The sequence below is a fragment of the Williamsia sp. z34 genome, from assembly GCF_059553395.1.
Window position 1 is genome coordinate 71,191 of sequence record NZ_JCANWW010000009.1, and the last position, 16,470, is coordinate 87,660.

General features: G+C 64.7%; 17 protein-coding genes. 12 read left to right on the forward strand and 5 right to left on the reverse strand.

What is annotated here, in order from left to right:
* Positions 1-17 precede the first annotated feature (17 nt).
* Both AC51GT_RS20640 and AC51GT_RS20645 read left to right on the forward strand, forming a co-directional pair.
* Positions 18-1,034: an ABC transporter ATP-binding protein gene (locus AC51GT_RS20640; protein ID WP_496326830.1), complete on the forward strand. Its 1,017-nt coding sequence runs from the start codon at positions 18-20 to the stop codon at positions 1,032-1,034.
* The gene (locus tag AC51GT_RS20645) at positions 1,034-1,783 is read left to right on the forward strand and encodes an ABC transporter permease (RefSeq protein WP_496326831.1); all 750 of its coding nucleotides are present in this window, start codon (positions 1,034-1,036) and stop codon (positions 1,781-1,783) included. Before AC51GT_RS20640 ends, AC51GT_RS20645 begins: the two co-directional genes overlap by 1 nt.
* Positions 1,784-1,786: 3 nt before the next feature.
* Here the strand turns inward: AC51GT_RS20645 and thiD are convergent, their stop codons facing one another.
* Together thiD and thiC are read right to left on the reverse strand one after the other, a co-directional pair.
* Positions 1,787-2,638: a bifunctional hydroxymethylpyrimidine kinase/phosphomethylpyrimidine kinase gene (thiD, locus tag AC51GT_RS20650; protein WP_496326832.1), complete on the reverse strand. Its 852-nt coding sequence runs from the start codon at positions 2,636-2,638 to the stop codon at positions 1,787-1,789.
* A complete protein-coding gene (thiC, locus tag AC51GT_RS20655) occupies positions 2,635-4,296 on the reverse strand; it encodes a phosphomethylpyrimidine synthase ThiC (protein WP_496330006.1) in 1,662 nt (553 codons plus the stop codon). The genes thiD and thiC overlap by 4 nt, the downstream gene beginning before the upstream one ends.
* A gap of 212 nt (positions 4,297-4,508) precedes the next feature.
* On the opposite strand from thiC, the gene AC51GT_RS20660 reads away from it, so the two are divergent.
* Both AC51GT_RS20660 and AC51GT_RS20665 read left to right on the forward strand, forming a co-directional pair.
* Positions 4,509-5,429: a DMT family protein gene (locus AC51GT_RS20660; RefSeq protein ID WP_496330007.1), complete on the forward strand. Its 921-nt coding sequence runs from the start codon at positions 4,509-4,511 to the stop codon at positions 5,427-5,429.
* Between the two features lie 117 nt (positions 5,430-5,546).
* A complete protein-coding gene (locus AC51GT_RS20665; RefSeq protein ID WP_496326835.1) occupies positions 5,547-5,984 on the forward strand; it encodes a MarR family winged helix-turn-helix transcriptional regulator in 438 nt (145 codons plus the stop codon).
* A gap of 3 nt (positions 5,985-5,987) precedes the next feature.
* Here AC51GT_RS20665 and AC51GT_RS20670 read toward each other — a convergent pair whose 3' ends face one another.
* Positions 5,988-6,794, reverse strand: coding sequence for an exodeoxyribonuclease III (locus tag AC51GT_RS20670; RefSeq protein WP_496330008.1), 807 nt, complete (start codon positions 6,792-6,794; stop codon positions 5,988-5,990).
* Between the two features lie 115 nt (positions 6,795-6,909).
* On the opposite strand from AC51GT_RS20670, the gene AC51GT_RS20675 reads away from it, so the two are divergent.
* The 7 genes from AC51GT_RS20675 (at position 6,910) to AC51GT_RS20705 (ending at position 14,416) form a co-directional block, all read left to right on the forward strand.
* Positions 6,910-7,044: a hypothetical protein gene (locus tag AC51GT_RS20675; protein WP_496330009.1), complete on the forward strand. Its 135-nt coding sequence runs from the start codon at positions 6,910-6,912 to the stop codon at positions 7,042-7,044.
* Positions 6,998-8,212, forward strand: coding sequence for a N(5)-(carboxyethyl)ornithine synthase (locus tag AC51GT_RS20680; RefSeq protein ID WP_496330010.1), 1,215 nt, complete (start codon positions 6,998-7,000; stop codon positions 8,210-8,212). Before AC51GT_RS20675 ends, AC51GT_RS20680 begins: the two co-directional genes overlap by 47 nt.
* A gap of 68 nt (positions 8,213-8,280) precedes the next feature.
* Complete coding sequence (gene eat / locus AC51GT_RS20685) at positions 8,281-9,690, forward strand: ethanolamine permease (RefSeq protein WP_496326839.1); 1,410 nt, start codon at positions 8,281-8,283, stop codon at positions 9,688-9,690.
* A gap of 3 nt (positions 9,691-9,693) precedes the next feature.
* Positions 9,694-11,118, forward strand: coding sequence for an ethanolamine ammonia-lyase subunit EutB (locus tag AC51GT_RS20690; RefSeq protein WP_496330011.1), 1,425 nt, complete (start codon positions 9,694-9,696; stop codon positions 11,116-11,118).
* Positions 11,115-11,843, forward strand: coding sequence for an ethanolamine ammonia-lyase subunit EutC (eutC, locus tag AC51GT_RS20695; RefSeq protein WP_496330012.1), 729 nt, complete (start codon positions 11,115-11,117; stop codon positions 11,841-11,843). Before AC51GT_RS20690 ends, eutC begins: the two co-directional genes overlap by 4 nt.
* A 73-nt stretch (positions 11,844-11,916) precedes the next feature.
* Positions 11,917-13,146 (forward strand): wax ester/triacylglycerol synthase domain-containing protein, encoded by a 1,230-nt coding sequence (locus AC51GT_RS20700; RefSeq protein WP_496330013.1) that lies wholly within the window; start codon positions 11,917-11,919, stop codon positions 13,144-13,146.
* Positions 13,147-13,441: 295 nt separating this feature from the next.
* The gene (locus AC51GT_RS20705) at positions 13,442-14,416 is read left to right on the forward strand and encodes an alpha/beta hydrolase (RefSeq protein WP_496326843.1); all 975 of its coding nucleotides are present in this window, start codon (positions 13,442-13,444) and stop codon (positions 14,414-14,416) included.
* A gap of 103 nt (positions 14,417-14,519) precedes the next feature.
* Here the strand turns inward: AC51GT_RS20705 and abmR are convergent, their stop codons facing one another.
* Positions 14,520-15,101, reverse strand: coding sequence for an ATP-binding transcription factor AbmR (gene abmR / locus AC51GT_RS20710; RefSeq protein WP_496326844.1), 582 nt, complete (start codon positions 15,099-15,101; stop codon positions 14,520-14,522).
* A 114-nt stretch (positions 15,102-15,215) separates the two neighbouring features.
* On the opposite strand from abmR, the gene AC51GT_RS20715 reads away from it, so the two are divergent.
* Complete coding sequence (locus tag AC51GT_RS20715) at positions 15,216-15,644, forward strand: protein-tyrosine phosphatase family protein (RefSeq protein ID WP_496330014.1); 429 nt, start codon at positions 15,216-15,218, stop codon at positions 15,642-15,644.
* 57 nt (positions 15,645-15,701) lie between these two features.
* On the opposite strand, the gene AC51GT_RS20720 is transcribed toward AC51GT_RS20715, so the two are convergent.
* Positions 15,702-16,322, reverse strand: a complete 621-nt coding sequence (locus AC51GT_RS20720) for a TetR/AcrR family transcriptional regulator (RefSeq protein WP_496330015.1) — start codon at positions 16,320-16,322, stop codon at positions 15,702-15,704.
* Between the last annotated feature and the right edge of the window lie 148 nt (positions 16,323-16,470).

Here is a 16,470-nt window from a genome sequence, read left to right on the forward strand (position 1 = left end):
ATGGCAGACTGTGAGCCATGATCAGTGTTCAGGGATTGACGAAGGTCTACGGCCAGAATCAGGTGGTCAGTGACCTCACGTTCGATGTGAAGCCCGGTCTGGTGACCGGATTCCTCGGTCCGAACGGTGCAGGCAAGTCGACGACGATGCGGATGATTCTCGGTCTGGACCGCCCGACCGCGGGAACGGCAACCATCAACGGGAAGCTGTACCGCGACCTGAAGAATCCGTTGACGCAGGTGGGGGCGCTTCTCGACGCAAAGTGGGTGCACCCGAACCGGTCGGCGCGCAACCACCTGCGGTGGATGGCGGCATCCAACGGGATTCCGCTGCACCGCGTCGACCAGGTCCTCGCCGACGTCGGCCTGACGGAGGTGGCGGGCAAGAAGGCAGGCGGCTTCTCGCTGGGTATGTCGCAGCGCCTCGGCCTTGCCGCCGCACTGCTCGGGGATCCCGGAGTCCTGCTCTTCGACGAACCGGTGAACGGACTCGATCCGGAGGGCATCGTCTGGATTCGAAAGTTCATGCGGGCCTTGGCCGAACAGGGCCGCACCGTTCTGGTCTCCAGTCACTTGCTCACCGAGATGGCGATGACGGCGGAGCATCTGATCGTCATCGGACGAGGACAGCTGATTGCGGATTCCTCGGTGAAGGACTTCACCGGCGGCGCTCAGATCACCGTGCGGGTCCGCAGTCCGCGGCTCGGCGAACTGCAATCGGCGTTGGCCGCCGCCGGGCTACGGTCCATCCCGATGGACGACGGTTCCGGCCCGGCACTGAGTCTGGAGAACGTGACCACCGAGCAGGTGGGTGACATCGCCGCTGCCAACGGCATCGGACTGCACGAGCTGTCCGGGAAGACCGCGTCGCTGGAAGAGGTCTTCATGTCGATGACATCTGGTGCGGTCGATTTCCACGGCAACGAATCCATGGCGGGCGCTCCCCACCAACCGCCCCCGGGCTGGGCAACGGCGCCGCCGCCACAGCAGGGTGTGGATCAGAAGGGCTGGAACCAGCAGGGAGGTGGCAACTGATGTTGGCACATGCGATTGAGGCCGAACGGATCAAACTGCTCACCACCAAGTCTGCGTACTGGTGCACCGGGATAGTGGTGGTGCTCGGTGTCGGGCTCGCGTTGCTGCTCGGTTGGGCGACCAACACCGACAGCGGCGACGGCAGCAGTATGTCCGTGAGCGATTTTCTGGTGGGCACCACCGCGTTCGGGGTGACGGTGCTGATGATCATGGCGGTGCTCGCGGTGACCAGTGAGTTCCGATTCGGGACCATCCGGACGTCGTTCCAAGCAGTTCCGCAGCGGTCCAATGTGCTGCTGGCCAAGGCTGCTGTCTACGGCGGACTGTCGGCGTTGCTGACCTTTGTGCTCACCGTGATCTCACTGCCACTGGCGAAAGCCGTCTCCGGCAGCGACATCGAACTCTTCGGATCGACTGCGGTCCGGATGTATTGGGGTGTACCGGTGTACACGCTCCTGTCGGTGTTGATCGGCCTGGGGCTGGGTGCGCTGATCCGGCAGACGGCAGGTGCCATCGTGATCCTGCTGGTCTGGAGTCTTGTGCTCGAAGGTGTGTTGTCGGTGATCCCGAAAGTGGGCGACGCAGTGGGACCGTTCCTTCCGTTCCTCAACGGCAGCCACTTCATCGACGACAGTGACCTGGGGATCGACTGGCACTGGAACGCGTACGGCTCGTTGATCTACTACCTCGTGTTCGCCGTCGTGATCTTCGGCGCCGGGGTGTTGGTCACCGACCGCCGCGACGCCTGAGTCTCACCCCTCCAGGCGCCACAGCGGATTCACCGGTCCGTGGCCTGCCCCCAGCGGGTAGGCCGCGGACAGTGAACGGGTGACCCAGGCTTTGGCGAAGCGGATCGCGGCCGGCACCGAATAGCCGTGGGCCAGCGCGCATGTGATGGCTGCGGCCAGCGTGTCACCGGCACCGTGGTCGTGGGTGGTGTCAACGCGTTTGGCGGTCAGTTCGATGAACTCCGACCCGTCGAAGAGCAGATCCGGGCTGTTCGGATCAGACCGTAGGTGGCCACCCTTGACCAGCGCCCACTGGGCGCCGAGTGCGTGTAGTTCGCGGGCGGCCGCCTCCTGGCCGGCTCGGTCGGTGACGTCGATCCCGGTGATCAGCCGGACCTCGTCGAGGTTGGGCGTGATCACCGTGGCGATGGGAATGAGCTTGCCGCGCAACGAGTGCATCGCCTCGTCGGCCAATAACTGATCACCGTGCATGGACGCACAGACCGGGTCGACAACGAGAGGGATGGACCGGCCACGGCCGATGTCGAGATCGCCCGCGACATCGACGATCGCGTTGATGATGTCGCCGGAGGCGAGCATGCCGGTCTTGGCCGCGCTGATCCCGATATCGGATACCACCGAACGGATCTGGCTCGCCACCACATCGGGGGGTATCGGGTGAAACCCGCTGACCCCAACACTGTTCTGAACCGTCACCGCGGCCACTGCCGCGGTGGCATGTAGGCCCAGCAACGCCATCGTGCGCAGGTCGGCGTTGATACCCGCGCCACCGCCGGAATCCGTGCCGGCGATGGTCATCACCCGAACCGGGCTCTGTCCCGGTTCGGCGAGGGGGAGCAGTGGAGTCCGATTCATGATCCGGAAACCGAATCCGCCTCGACCAGTGGCAGATACACGGCGCTTCCCTTGTCGCGGAACTCCTGGGACTTCGCCGCCATGTCGGCTGCCAATTTGCGGTCTATGTCGTCCTGGGTCACCAAATTGTGTTTCTCGGCGTATTCACGGACATCGGCGGAGATGCGCATCGAGCAGAACTTCGGGCCGCACATCGAGCAGAAATGGGCGGTCTTGGCAGGCTCCGCCGGCATCGTCTCGTCGTGATACTCCACTGCGGTGTCGGGATCGAGTGAGAGATTGAACTGATCGTTCCAGCGGAACTCGAAGCGCGCCTTCGACAGTGCGTTGTCCCGTTCCTGCGCGCGGGGATGTTCCTTCGCGAGGTCGGCGGCGTGGGCGGCGATCTTGTAGGTGATCACCCCGACCTTCACGTCGTCCCGGTTGGGCAGGCCCAAATGTTCTTTGGGCGTCACATAGCAGAGCATCGCGGTACCGGCCTGGGCGATCATCGCAGCGCCGATGGCGGAGGTGATGTGGTCGTATGCCGGTGCGATATCGGTGGCCAGTGGGCCGAGGGTGTAGAAGGGCGCTTCTTCGCAGAGTTCCTCTTCGAGCCGGACGTTCTCGACGATCTTGTGCATGGGAACGTGGCCGGGTCCTTCGATCATCACTTGCACGCCAAAAGATTTGGCGATCTTGGTCAGCTCGCCGAGCGTGCGCAGCTCGGCGAACTGGGCGGCGTCGTTCGCGTCGGCGATCGAGCCCGGACGCAGTCCGTCACCGAGTGAGAACGTGATGTCGTAGTGTGCGAAGATCCGGCAGAGGTCGTCGAAATGTGTGTAGAGGAACGATTCCTCGTGGTGGGCCAGACACCAGGCCGCCATGATCGAACCACCCCGCGAGACGATGCCGGTGACGCGGTTGGCGGCCAGCGGCACGTATCGCAACAACACGCCCGCGTGCACCGTCATGTAGTCCACGCCCTGCTCGGCCTGCTCGATCACGGTGTCGCGGTAGATCTCCCAGGTCAGCTTCGTGGGATCGCCATTCACCTTCTCCATGGCCTGGTAGATGGGTACGGTGCCCACCGGTACCGGCGAATTGCGCATGATCCATTCGCGGGTGGCGTGAATGTCCTTGCCGGTGGACAGATCCATGATGGTGTCGGCGCCCCACCGGGTTGCCCACACCATCTTCTCGACCTCCTCGGCGATGGACGAGGTGACGGCTGAGTTCCCGATGTTGGCGTTGACCTTCACGGTGAACGCCTTGCCGATGATCATCGGTTCCGATTCCGGATGTCGGTGATTGGCGGGTATGACGGCACGGCCGGCGGCCACCTCGTCGCGGACGAGTTCGGCGGGCAGTTGTTCCCGTGCGGCCACGTACCGCATCTCGTCGGTGATCAAACCTGCTCTTGCCCAAGCCAACTGAGTACTCGCTCCGTTGATGGCGGCCGGTCGTTGCCAGGTGTCGCGGGTCTTGGGGAGTCCGGCTTCGAGGTCGAGTCGCGGGTCGTTCTCGGTATAGGGACCGGACGTGTCATACAAGTCGTGATGCTCGCCGTTGGACAGGTGCACCCGCCTGCCGGGCACGCGCAGATGGTCGATCTGTTGGTAGGTCTTCGAGCTGCCACGAATGGGTCCGGTCGTGACGGAATGGACGGCGTTCGCCATGGTGTTCTCCCTACGCCGGCATTATCCGGTCAGGTTCATCCGGTCGACGGCCGCCTGCCGTCATCTCAGCCCTCGGATCGATGAGAGCCCCCGTGCTTGTGTAGTTGTCCTCGGTGTAGCTTACGTCACCGTTCGGGGTTTGGGTGTCAGGGATCCCCCCGGAGGCCCGGTTTCCGGGCATTGTCAGGTACTTGATCGGTCATACTCGGCAGATGGTCTATGGCGTCCTGGCAGCCGTGTTCGCCGCTCTCGCGTACGGCACCTCTTCTGTTCTGCAGGCCTACGGCGCACGCCAATCCAAACAGGACGCAGTGACCAGGGGTGTGGCCGGATTCGAGACCTCCACCGGCGCTCCGACCCTGCGTGCCACCGCCGCGGCGGTGCTGACCGGTGCCTTCCTCGTCGGAACGGTCCTCGATGTACTCGGTTTCGCGGGCAATGCCGTGGCCTCACGTCTGGCACCGCTGTTCTTGTCCCAGACCATCGTCAGTTCGTATCTGGTCGTCACCGCGGTGCTCGGGATCTTCATCCTCGGCATCAAACTGCTGCCCCGGGATTGGATTGCAATCGGCGCGGTGGTCGGTGCGCTCATCGCGATCGGATTGTCGGCGGACGAGGACGGCACCGGTCACGACGGGCGCTGGTTCCACTGGGGTGTTCTCGTTGCCGCAATCGCCCTTGCCGGTGTATCCCTCGGTCTCGTCCGCCGGCTGGGTTCACGGGCCTCGGTCGCCGCCGGCCTCGGTGCCGGTGCGATGTTCGGGGTGGTCGCGGTGGCGGTGCGAATCCTCGACGGGATCTCGGATTTCGACGTCATCGAGATCATCTCCGACCCGGCGGCCTACGCGATCTTGTTGGCCGGGGTCGGGGGCTATTACCTCAATACCGTTGCCCTGCAGATCGGCTCGGTGAACGCCGCGACGGCGGCCGTGGTGGTCGGAGAGACAGTCCTGCCTGCAGTCGTCGGCATCATCTGGCTCGGCGACGACGCGGTGCCGGGACGGACCTGGCTCGCGGTCACCGGGTTTGTCGTCGCGGTGGTCGGTGCGATGGTGATCGCGTGGTCCGGTGCCGCCCAGGCCGCCAGTGCCGCCGAGGCGGGCAAAGACGTGGATACGACCCGGGCGGACTGACCGCACTCACTTTGCGGTGGGGTCGTTGCCGAGATGCCTTCTCGGGGGTGCCTTGTTCGGGGCACGCTGACCGATAGCCCGCCAAGTCCGAATTCTGCGCACGTAAACTACCTGTTCATGACAGCTTCCAATAACGCCGCCGCCTCGGTTTCGCGTGATCTCGCGAGGATCGCCAGGGCGCTGCGGGCGGGAGCGAACAAGAGTTCACTGCCATTGAGTTCACTGTCGGCGCTGTGGGTGCTGCTCGACACCGGGGTGCCGATCCGGCTCTCGGAGCTGGCCGAACGTGAGAATCTCACCGTCCCGACGATGTCGCGGATCGTCACCGGTCTCGAACGGGACGGCCTGGTGGTGCGGACCGCGGATCCGGCCGACGGCCGGGCCAGCCTGCTGGCGCCGAGTGAGACCGGTATCGAACTGGGCAACGGCAATCGTTCTCGGCGGATCCAGGCGCTCGAGAAAGCCCTGGCCGGACTCGATGAGACCGAACGGGACGTCCTGGCGCGGTCGCTGCGCAAGATCGCCGAGGAGTTGGCCGAACGCCCCGAGAAGTGAGGGTCAGTCGCCGATCTCGATGATCACCGGAGCATGATCGCTGGCGCCTTTGCCTTTTCGTTCCTCGCGGTCGATCTCGGCGTGCGTGACCCGCGCCGCCAATGCCGGTGAACACAGACTGAAGTCGATGCGCATGCCCTGCCGCTTGGGGAACCGGAGCTGGGTGTAATCCCAGTAGGTGTACACACCGGGTCCGGGTGCATGCGGCCGCACCACGTCGGTGTATCCGGTCTTGATCATCGCCTCGAATGCGCTGCGCTCGGGTTCGGAGGTGTGCGTCTTGTCCACGAACAGTGCCGGATCCCACACGTCGTCGTCGGTGGGGGCGATGTTCCAGTCACCGGTCAGGGCGATCTGCGCCTGCGGGTCATCGGCCAGCCACTTGTCGGCACTGTCACGTAATGCGGCCAGCCATTCGAGTTTGTAGGTGTAATGCGGATCGGTGAGGGTGCGGCCGTTGGGCACATACAGACTCCAGACCCGCACGCCGCCGCAGGTGGCGCCGAGTGCCCTGGCCTCCAGCACCGGGTCCACCTCGGGGTCCTTGCTGAATCCGGGCTGGTTGTCGAACTTGCGCGCGACGTCCTCGATGCCGACCCGCGACGCGATCGCCACGCCGTTCCACTGGCTGAAGCCAGAGGTGGCGACCTCATACCCGGCCGCTTCGAAACCCATCGCCGGGAACTGCTCGTCTTTGCACTTGGTCTCCTGCATGGCCAGGACATCGATGTTCGAACGCTCGAGCCAGTTGACCACCCGCTCGCTGCGGGCGCGGATGGAGTTGACGTTCCAGGTGGCGATACGAAGCATGCCGCAAGTTTTTCACACCGGTATGACAGCGCAGGTCGCGCCCGGTGGTTGTGGTTCCGTCAGCGTAGGGTGGGCGGATCGGGACCTATCAGGTTCTCAATCAAGGGATCGCCACATGGCAGACAAATCGCCGCGTCAAGGCATGTCACAGAAATCCGGCAAGTCCCTCAAGGAAAAGCGCGCCATCAAAAAAGGCAAGGCCGATGCCGCGCCCGGCGAGACCATTTTCACCGGCAGCAAGAAACGCTGAGGTGCCCAGACTTTCGGTTGGGATACTTGCTCATTCGGGTAAAGAGAACGAACGTCGCCTACCGATCCATCCGCGGCATTTCGCGGATATCGACGCCGAATTGCGCCCGTTGATACACCTCGAGCACGGCTACGGGGAGCATTTCGGAGTCGCCGACGCAGATCTTCTGCCACTGGTCGGCAGGATCGCTTCTCGCGCGGAATTGATCGCCGACTGCGATGTCATCCTGCTACCCAAGGTCCAGGCCGCAGATCTGTTGGAAATGCGTGTGGGGCAGACGGTCTGGGGCTGGCCACATTGTGTGCAGGATGCCGAGCTCACCCAGGTCGCGATTGAGCGGCGGTTGACGCTCATTGCATTCGAGGCGATGAACCACTGGACCGAAGACGGCCGCTTCGCACTTCATGTATTCCACAAGAACAACGAATTGGCCGGTTACTGCTCGGTGCTGCACGCGCTGGAACTGGCAGGCAAGACCGGTGATTACGGCCGTCGGCTGACGGCCACCGTGATCGGCTTCGGGGCCACCGCACGCGGTGCGGTGACGGCGCTGAATGCGCACGGGGTCGGCGAAGTGTATGTCCTGACCAACCGTGATGTCGCGGCGGTCGGTTCACCGATTCATGGAACTCAGATCGTGCAACTCGAGTACGGCGAGTGCGGAGATCCGGCGCGTATGTCGGCGCAGACGCCGGACGGTCGGGTGTCGGTGGCGGAATTCCTCGGCGGCAACGACATCGTCGTCAACTGTGTCCTGCAGAACACGGACATGCCGCTGACGTTTCTCGACGAAGCCGACCTGGCGGGGTTCGAAGCGGGCAGCATCATCATCGATGTGTCGTGCGACGAAGGCATGGGCTTCAGTTGGGCCCGCCCGACCACGTTCACCGAGCCGTCGTTCACCGTAGGGAACAACGTCCTTTATTACGCCGTCGATCACAGTCCCTCGTATCTCTGGGACTCGGCGACCTGGGAGATCAGTTCGGCGTTGCTCCCACATCTGAGCGTGATCATGGACGGGCCGTCGGCCTGGGATCGGGCGCCGGTCATCTCGCGGGCGATCGAGATCCGCAAAGGGGCGATCCTGAACCCGTCGATCCTCTCGTTCCAGGATCGCGCGGACGCGTACCCGCATGCATTGGCCGTGGACCAACAGGCCGTCAGCTGACCAACGCACGAAACACAGTCGCAAGCTGACGCTAACCTCGGCGCTGCAAAGGCTCGATACCGTTCGGCATGACCCATGCAACCGAGATCTCGGAGTCCTCCGAATATCTTCAGAAGCGTCAACTGCGTAAGGGCACAGCCGGGTGGGTTCTCCTCGCCGGGCTCGGTGTCAGTTATGTGATCTCCGGTGATTACGCCGGATGGAATGCCGGTCTGCTCGAAGGCGGATTCGGTGGTCTTCTCATCGCGTCGGTGATCATCGCCGCGATGTATTTCGCCATGGTGCTGGGGATGGCAGAGATGTCCTCCGCGCTGCCGGCAGCCGGTGGTGGTTACACCTTCGCCCGGCGGGCGCTCGGCCCGTGGGGCGGGTTCGCCACCGGCACCGCGATCCTGATCGAGTACGCGATCGCGCCCGCGGCCATCGCCACTTTCATCGGTGGATATGTCGAGTCGCTGGACCTGTTCGGCATCTCCGATGGTTGGTGGGTCTACCTCGCCGTATACGTGGTCTTCATCGGTATCCATCTCGTCGGCGCAGGTGAGGCCCTCAAAGCGATGTTCGTCATCACCGCGATTGCTCTGGTCGGGCTGGTCATCTTCGGTATCGCCGCCATCGGCAGTTTCGACGCGGGACTGCTCACCGATATCGCCGCTGATCCGGATGCAGCCGGATCGTCGGACTTCCTGCCATTCGGCTACCTGGGCATCTGGTCCGCGATCCCGTTTGCGATCTGGTTCTTCCTGGCCATCGAAGGCGTACCGCTGGCCGCGGAAGAAGCCGAGAATCCCGAGAAGAACGTGCCGCGCGGCATCATCGCCGCCATGGGCGTCCTGCTCCTGACCGGTGCCCTGGTGCTGTTCATGGCCACCGGTGCGCTCGGCGCGCAGGGTGTCGGTGAGTCGGCGAACCCACTGGTCGATGCGATCGACGGCAGTGCCGCGACTGTCGTCAACTACATCGGGCTGGCCGGTCTGGTCGCGAGCTTCTTCTCGATCATGTACGCCTACTCCCGGCAACTGTTCGCCCTCTCACGGGCCGGCTATCTGCCGACCGCTCTGTCGGTCACCAACAGCCGGAAGGCGCCGACCTGGGCGCTGATCATCCCTGGCATCATCGGTTTCGCGCTCACCTTCACCGGCGAGGGCGCAATTCTGTTGAACATGGCCGTCTTCGGAGCTGCGCTCAGCTACGTGCTGATGATGGTCAGTCACATCGTGCTCCGGGTCCGCGAGCCCGATATGCCACGTCCGTACAAGACCCCGGGTGGGATCTACACCACCGGTTTCGCGCTGGTGATCGCGGTCGCCTCGGTGATCGCCACCTTCCTGGTCGACACCACGGCCGCGCTCTGGTGTCTGGGCGCGTTTGTTGTCTTCATGGCCTACTTTGGTCTCTACAGCCGCAAACACCTGGTGGCGAACTCGCCCGACGAAGAGTTCGCATTGCTGGCCGAGGCAGAAGACGAAATGGAATAACGCGTGACGCTCTATCGACATACCCTTGGCGGCACCACCTACGCGTTCGACGGGCTGGTGGAGCTGCTCGCGAAGGCGACGCCGGCGCGCAGCGGGGACGAATTGGCAGGGTGCGCCGCCGAATCGGGGACCGAACGGGCGGCCGCGCAGTGGGCCCTGGCCGATGTGCCGTTGGCGGTGTTCTTGTCCGAGGACGTGGTTCCGTACGAGACCGATGAAGTCACGAGACTGATCATGGATACCCATGATGCGCAATCTTTTTCGGTGATCGGATCGTTCACGGTGGGGGAGTTCCGGGACTGGTTGCTCGAGGTAGCCGCCGGGCCTGCCGAGGCCGCTGCTGCGTCGTTCACGTCGGTGTCTCGAGGGGTGACGCCGGAGATGGCGGCGGCGGTCAGCAAGCTGATGCGCAATCAGGACCTGATCGCAGTGTCCCGTGCGGTCTCGGTGGTCTCGGCATTCCGGACCACGATCGGTTTGCCTGGAACGCTCGCCACCCGACTGCAACCGAACCATCCCACCGACGATCCGACGGGGGTCGCCGCGGCCACCCTCGACGGATTGTTGCTCGGCTGTGGGGATGCGGTGATCGGGATCAATCCGGCCACCGACTCGCCGCACGCCACCTCAGAACTGCTGCATCTGCTCGACGACATCCGGCAGCGGTATGAGATTCCGGTGCAATCATGTGTGCTCTCACACGTCACCACCACGATCGGCCTGATCGAGGCCGGGGCGCCGGTGGACCTGGTCTTCCAGTCGATTGCCGGAACCGAGGGCGCCAACAAGGGTTTCGGTGTCGACCTCGCGGTGCTCCGGGAGGGGAACGCGGCAGGTAAGTCGTTACAGCGCGGGACGGTCGGCGAGAACGTCATGTATTTGGAGACCGGACAAGGATCGGCGTTGTCGGCGGGTGCGCATATCGGGACCGGCGGCAAACCGGTTGATCAGCAGACGTTGGAGACGCGTGCGTATGCCGTTGCGCGCGAACTTGATCCGTTGTTGATCAACACCGTGGTCGGATTCATCGGCCCGGAATACCTGTATGACGGCAAGCAGATCCTCCGGGCCGGCCTCGAGGACCACTTCTGCGGCAAGCTGCTGGGCCTGCCGATGGGGGTGGACGTCTGTTACACCAACCATGCCGAAGCCGATCAGGACGACATGGACAACCTGCTGACACTGCTCGGCGTCGCGGGCGTCCCGTTTGTCATCACCGTGCCGGGTGCCGATGATGTGATGCTCGGGTACCAGAGCCTGTCCTTCCATGATGCGTTGTATGCCCGCCGCACACTGGGTTTGGCGCCGGCGCCCGAGTTCGCCGCCTGGCTCGACCGGGTCGGCATGCTCGGCCCGGACGGTCGCGTGCTGGATCTGGCGCCGGAGGCCTCGCCGCTGCGTACCCTCGCCGGGCCGGTGGTCCGATGAGTGAGCTGTGGGAGGCGCTGCGGTTGCGGACGGCTGCACGAATCGGGCTGGGGCGCGCCGGGGATTCGTTACCCACCACCCGAGTACTCGAGTTCGCCTCCGCCCACGCCGCGGCCCGGGACGCGGTCCACCAACCCCTCGACGTCGATGCATTGGTCGCCGACGTCGCAGCGGTGGGTCTGGGGGACCCGCTGGTGGTGACGAGCCAGGCCGTCGACCGCAGCGAGTACCTGAGACGGCCCGATCTCGGGCGGACGCCGGTGGACCTGGGTTCGGTGGACGACATCGGCGCCGACATCGGTTTCGTGTTGGCCGACGGATTGTCGCCGATCGCGCTCGCGGAACACGGTGCAGGATTGTTGTCTGCATTGAAAGATGTGCTGGCACAGCGCTATTCGCTCGCCCCGCCGGTGATCGCGACCCAGGCGCGCGTGGCGTTGGGTGATCACATCGGGGCGGCCCAGAAGGTGGGCACGCTGATCGTCATCATCGGTGAACGGCCGGGGTTGTCGGTCGCCGACAGTGTCGGTATCTACCTGACCCACCTACCGACACCGGGCCGGGCCGACTCGATGCGCAACTGCATCAGCAATATCCACCCGCCGGGCGGCCTGGGCTATACCGAGGCCGCCCGGGTGTGCGCCGCATTGGTCGAAGGTGCCCGAACGCTCGGTCGCAGTGGCTTCGAACTCAAGGACAACAGCCGCGCGCTGACCGCTGACTGAATCAGGCGTACCGTCCGGGATATTCGAAGGATCGTCAGCTTGGGGGTTTCCGATGCACGGGTCGATTCCGGATGTGCCCATCGCTGCGGCCGATGTTGCGACGCTCGGCATCAGCGGCGGTGGTCAGCCGTATGTTGTGACGCTGGCCGGAGTGCTCGGCGCCGGCGGTTTCATCGACCCCGACGGGCGGCCCGACATCGATCGTCTCCGTCGTTCACTTGCGCCGCGGATCGAGGCCGAGGTCGGCCTGCACCAGCGTCCCGAGCATCGCGACCACCGGTGGTGGTGGACCCACCAACCGGCAGATCTGACGGTGCACATCACCGTCGAGGAGCCGATGCCCGGTGAAGGTCTCGAAGATGTGTGCGGGCGCCTGGTGATGAGGCCCCTGGATCCCGGCCGCCCGCCCTGGCACATCGCGCTCGTCCCGTCCGCCCGACCTGCCGGCTGCGGAATGGTGGTGCGGCTTCATCACGCGCTGGTCGACGGAGCTCGCGCGAGCGCATTGATGGAGCGCCTGTTCGGGGAAGGGGAGTCGCCGGGAACGGATGCACACCCGGTGAGAGCCGTTGAGTATGAAGATGTTCCGAGACCGCCGTTCGCCGCCCGGCTGGGCTTCCGGATGCGCTCGATGATGCAGTCGCGCATCAGGTCCCGGACGCTGCTCGGCCCGGTCGGCGGGAACCGGGCGGTGTCGTGCGCCAGTGTCGATCTCGCGGGGCTCGAAACGGCTGCCCGGCGCGGTGGTGCAACGGTGAACGACGCCTATCTCGTGGCGGTCGGCCAGGGTCTTCGGATGGTGCTCGACCTTGCGGGAGAACCGATTCCGGAGACCCTGGCGATCTCGGTGCCGGTGAGAATCGATGCGCACGATCCCGCGCACAATGCCGTCGGTGTGATGATCGTCGATGTCCCACTCGCCGAACCGGTTTCCGCGCTCGCGGAGGTCGCCGAACGCACCGCGGCGTCGAAGGCCTTGGCGCGGGCGTCGGGGATCGTCATTCGTTCGGCCCTGCTTGCGAAGGGCTTCAACGTCGTTGCGCGGCATCAGCACATGATCGCGGCCGTTGCGTCGAATGTCAGGGGTCCCGGTCGGCGGCTGGTTCTCGACGGTGCACCACTTGTCGAATTGTGGCCGCTCGGTCCCCTTGCCGGCAACGTCCGGATCGGCTTCACGGCAGCGTCCTACGACGGACGGTTGTGGATCGGTATCGAAACCGACTCCGACCACATACCGGGCGTGACGGCGATCGCGGCAGCGGTGGAAAACGCGTTGGCGATGATTGTCGGCGCCGGTGAGTGACCGCCCGGTTGAAAGACGTTTTGGTGCCGCACCATTCGCTGTCCTGAAGTCCCGTCGAGTGGGCAATGTTTTTTCGAACATCGGCACGAATTCGGTTGCGGTGTATAAGGCATTCACGGGCCCCACGCCGGAAATTGGGTCCGTCCGCATCGCCATTGCCGAAATGCCGGGATTGTCCTAATTCCTTTGAGTGTTTGGCCTTTTTGGTGAATTAGCAGTTCACTCGCGTTACATTTGTTGGGCTTTTGGCGACATAGGTATCAGGTGGCAAAACCAGCCTGAGGGAGAACCGTCGATGAAATTCTTTCAAGCCAGACGTTCGGGCGCTCGAATCAGACAACGTTCACTTGCTGCGGCGCTCAGCGCGACGATGTTGATCGTTCTCGGCCTGACCATCGGATCGGGCGCCGCACATGCGGCACCTGCGCGGCAGACGATGTGGATCAACGCCTGTGGCATGCCGGGTTCGATCAAGGTCAACTACTGGGCGCGACCGGGGAATTACAAGACGGTGGTTCTCCTCGACGGACTGCGGGCGACCAACGATGTCAGCGGGTGGGAACACAACACCCGGGTCCAGGACATGGCCGACTCGGGTGTCAACGTGGTTCAGCCCGTCGGCGGCCTGGCCAGCTGGTACGCCGATTGGGATGCCCCGAGCAACTTCAACAACCAGCAGTTCCGGTACGAGTGGAACTGCGTGATCACCCGGAGCCTGGTCCAGGCCATGGACGGTCGGGGGCTTCGCGGGCCCAGCGGCAGATACGCGATTGCCGGGATCTCGATGGGAGGTGGTCCCGCCCTCGTGATCGCCGCGAACAACCGGCAGAACTTCTCGCATGCGTTCTCCATGTCCGGCGTCCTGGCGTTGTCCATCCCGGGCACCCGTTCGGCGGTGCGGCTGATGCTCATCGATGCCGGTATCGAGGCCGGGGTCGGCCCGTTCAACGCCGACAGCATGTTCGGACCGCCGTGGAGCCCGCGATGGGCGGACAACGATCCACTCATCCAGGTGACGAAGATGCAAGGGCTCAGGGTTCGGGTGGCGGCGTCGACCGGCCTGTGGGGGCAGTACAACACCGATCCCATCAACTCGCTCAAGGGCTCACCGCTCGAGACGCTGGCCCTGGCCCAAACCCGGGCATTCGAGGTGCAGGCGGCGATCAATCGTCTCCCCATCACCACCGACTACCCGATCACCGGCACCCACGACTGGGGATACTGGTCGGAGATGTTGTGGCGGGCGAAGAACAGCGGCTGGTTCCTCTAGCGCGGGCTCGCCAACCCAAAATTCGCGCCACTTACCTGCGTTCGCACCAGTTGTAACCGGCGCGAACGCAGGCAAGTGGCGCGAATTTTCGATGGGGGCTGGGTCAGAGTTCTGGACCTTCGGCGCGAAGGTTGTCGACCTCGTCCATCGCGGACCGGAGCTTGCCCAGCCATTCGTCGGTGTGGGCCCCGACGAGTTTGACCGACCAGGCCAGTGCGTCGGCACGCGATCGGGCGACCCCGGCGTCGACGAGGGTGTCGAGGACCTGCCGTTCCGGCTGACGAAGTCGGGTCATCACGGGTACGGCGATATGGGTGAACAGGATCCGCTCATCGCCGACCTTGACGCCCCATGAGACCTTGCGTGCGTAGCGGGCCTGGGCCTCGTCCGCGATGGACATCCGCTCGGCGCGGGTGTCCTCCCGGAAGCGCGACGCGCGACCTTGTGCCGCGGCGGTCGCGGAGTTGCCGGTATCGCTGTCGTCGCCGGTGTCCGGGGCCGTGAGGGTGCCGATGACGGTGATCTCGTCCCGGTCGACGGTCACCTCGACGGGTCCGTCGAACCACTCGTCGGGCAGTCGCCCGGTGAACCAGGCACCGGCGTCACCGGCGTCCGGGAGTTGCGCCTGCTGCCAGCCGCCACGGCGTCCGCCAGGTCCTCTGGAGCCTGGATGTGTGCCTTTCATGATGCCTCCTTGGTAGGTGATTACATGATTACACCGTTACAGGGATTCGTCATCAGAATCCGCTGTCAGCAGATATCCGGTTTCGGTGCAGGGTTCGCGATCTACCCTGACGCCATGGCTCTGAACTGGGAAGACTCGATGGCGGGCGTGCTCACGCTGCCGTCCGGCAGACGCGTGCGGGGGCGGGGATTACGGGACCCGATGCCCGCCGGTCCGCCGCCCGAGTTCGGGCTCTACCTGCTCGGCCACCCGCCGCCGGCCGTGGCCTGGCCCAGTCGGTGGCTGCGATGGCGGGATTTCTGGCTACCGGCCGACCGGGCGTCGGCCGCCGAGGCGTTTCGAGAGGTGTGGCAGCGCGCCGAGTCCGAACGGGTGGAGGTGGCCTGTCTCGGCGGACGCGGGCGGACCGGGACGGCGTTGGCCGTGCTGGCGGTGATCGACGGGGTGCCCGCCGAACGGGCCGTCGACTATGTGCGGGCCCACTACCGCCGGGGATCGGTGGAAATGCCCTGGCAGCGAAGGTACGTCGCCCGCTTCAGGTAGCGCGTTCGCTGTCGCGGTGGTTGACCCGATCCTGCTCGATCTCGAGTTGTTCCAGGCCTACTCGGGAGCGCGGCCGGTCGCCGGCGACCGCAATTCGAGTTGCTGCACGAGATCGTCGAGTACCCGTTGGGTCCGGTCGTGCCCGACGGTGATTCCCAGTTCGTTCTCCATGACCAGGGTGCGGGTCACGCAGGTGACCGCCACCGACACCGCGACCGGTGGGAGATCGCGCGGATCGATACCGCGGGCGCCCATCAGCATCGCGAACGCGGCTGTCTCGATCTCGCGGAAACGTAGTCCGTACGCCGCGATCTCGGAGCGGATCGCCTTGCGGTGATTCGACAGCGCCATGAATTCCATCTGGAGCGCCGTGCCCTTCGGGTCGCTGTGCAGTCGGAGGATGGCGCGCATGGGCTGCTCTTCGAGCAGTGCCCGCTTGAGGCGTTTCAGGTTGGCCTCGGCGCCGTCCCGGAAGACGGCCAGATACAGATCGTCCATGGTCGGGAAGTAGTAGTGCACCAGGGGAGGCCTGATCCCGGCACGCGCGGCGACCCGTCGTGAGGTGGCCGCCGCGTAGCCTTCCTCGAGCATGATCTGAGCGGTCGCCCGCACCAGGGCGTCCCGGGTTTCGGACTCTCCGGCGCCGTCCACCCGGCGGCGTCGTACCCCCTCGGTCACGCCAAAAGACCTGGTGTTTTGCCGGACTGCGAAGGTCGGCAAAACCTTGACCGACTTCTCCGAAAACTGCTATACATACCGCAATCCTACAAAGCTGAGCGAGTGCACAAAAGTATGTCGATCATGCGCAGTGTGGCGGGCCGGCACC

Coding starts and splice junctions, on each gene's coding strand:
- AC51GT_RS20675 (WP_496330009.1), top strand. CDS start 6,910: ATGGCAGACAAATCGCCGCGTCAAGGCATGTCACAGAAATCCGGCAAG.
- thiC (WP_496330006.1), bottom strand. CDS start 4,296: ATGGCGAACGCCGTCCATTCCGTCACGACCGGACCCATTCGTGGCAGC.
- AC51GT_RS20670 (WP_496330008.1), bottom strand. CDS start 6,794: ATGCTTCGTATCGCCACCTGGAACGTCAACTCCATCCGCGCCCGCAGC.
- AC51GT_RS20645 (WP_496326831.1), top strand. CDS start 1,034: ATGTTGGCACATGCGATTGAGGCCGAACGGATCAAACTGCTCACCACC.
- AC51GT_RS20665 (WP_496326835.1), top strand. CDS start 5,547: ATGACAGCTTCCAATAACGCCGCCGCCTCGGTTTCGCGTGATCTCGCG.
- AC51GT_RS20660 (WP_496330007.1), top strand. CDS start 4,509: ATGGTCTATGGCGTCCTGGCAGCCGTGTTCGCCGCTCTCGCGTACGGC.
- AC51GT_RS20640 (WP_496326830.1), top strand. CDS start 18: ATGATCAGTGTTCAGGGATTGACGAAGGTCTACGGCCAGAATCAGGTG.
- AC51GT_RS20715 (WP_496330014.1), top strand. CDS start 15,216: ATGGCTCTGAACTGGGAAGACTCGATGGCGGGCGTGCTCACGCTGCCG.
- eutC (WP_496330012.1), top strand. CDS start 11,115: ATGAGTGAGCTGTGGGAGGCGCTGCGGTTGCGGACGGCTGCACGAATC.
- AC51GT_RS20680 (WP_496330010.1), top strand. CDS start 6,998: ATGCCGCGCCCGGCGAGACCATTTTCACCGGCAGCAAGAAACGCTGAG.
- AC51GT_RS20705 (WP_496326843.1), top strand. CDS start 13,442: ATGAAATTCTTTCAAGCCAGACGTTCGGGCGCTCGAATCAGACAACGT.
- eat (WP_496326839.1), top strand. CDS start 8,281: ATGACCCATGCAACCGAGATCTCGGAGTCCTCCGAATATCTTCAGAAG.
- thiD (WP_496326832.1), bottom strand. CDS start 2,638: ATGAATCGGACTCCACTGCTCCCCCTCGCCGAACCGGGACAGAGCCCG.
- abmR (WP_496326844.1), bottom strand. CDS start 15,101: ATGAAAGGCACACATCCAGGCTCCAGAGGACCTGGCGGACGCCGTGGC.